Genomic DNA, 627 nt, shown 5'->3' on the forward strand with positions numbered 1-627 from the left:
CGGCGGCGCCTGTGTCGGCCGCCGTCATCGGCACCGCGACCGGCACGCCGTTGCAGCAGTTGTTCCAGCGCCTGCTCGAGGTCGGCCGCGAGGCCGCGGTGCCGGCGCCGGGCGGTCCGCTCAAGCGCTTCTTGAATCGTTGATGCCATGCGGCGCCTGCGGGCGCCGCACCTGTTTGCCGTCGCCGCGCGGTGGGGAAGACCGCGCGCCGACCTCCTCCCCTTGTTAGGAATCGCCGATGAGCGCTGCCTCCGCGTCGCGTGCCGCGCGCCCGCTGCATGTCCTGGCCAACTGGTCGCTGTGGCTGCTGGGTGCCGTGTTGCTGGTCTTCGTCGTCGCCATCCCGATGGATGTGCCGCAGCAACTGCTGTTCTCGCTGGTGGTGTTCGCCGCGGCCATGCTGCTGCGGCGCAGCGGCAGCCGCCTGGCGATCCTGGTGATGATGGCGCTGTCGCTGGCGGTGTCCTCGCGCTACATCTGGTGGCGCCTGACCCAGACCGTGGGCATGAGCAGCCCGGTCGACCTCAGCCTGGGCCTGGGCCTGCTGCTGGCCGAACTGTACGCGTTCGTGATCCTGGCGCTGGGCTATTTCCAGGTGCTGTGGCCGCTGAACCGGCGGCCGCTGCC

General features: G+C 70.8%; 1 pseudogene. It reads left to right on the plus strand.

What is annotated here, in order from left to right:
* Positions 1-238 precede the first annotated feature (238 nt).
* Positions 239-627, plus strand: a pseudogene (locus tag D588_RS24945) (UDP-forming cellulose synthase catalytic subunit); the annotation flags it as partial.

Source organism: Xanthomonas sp. SHU 308 (assembly GCF_000364645.1).
Classification (GTDB): domain Bacteria; phylum Pseudomonadota; class Gammaproteobacteria; order Xanthomonadales; family Xanthomonadaceae; genus Xanthomonas_A; species Xanthomonas_A sontii.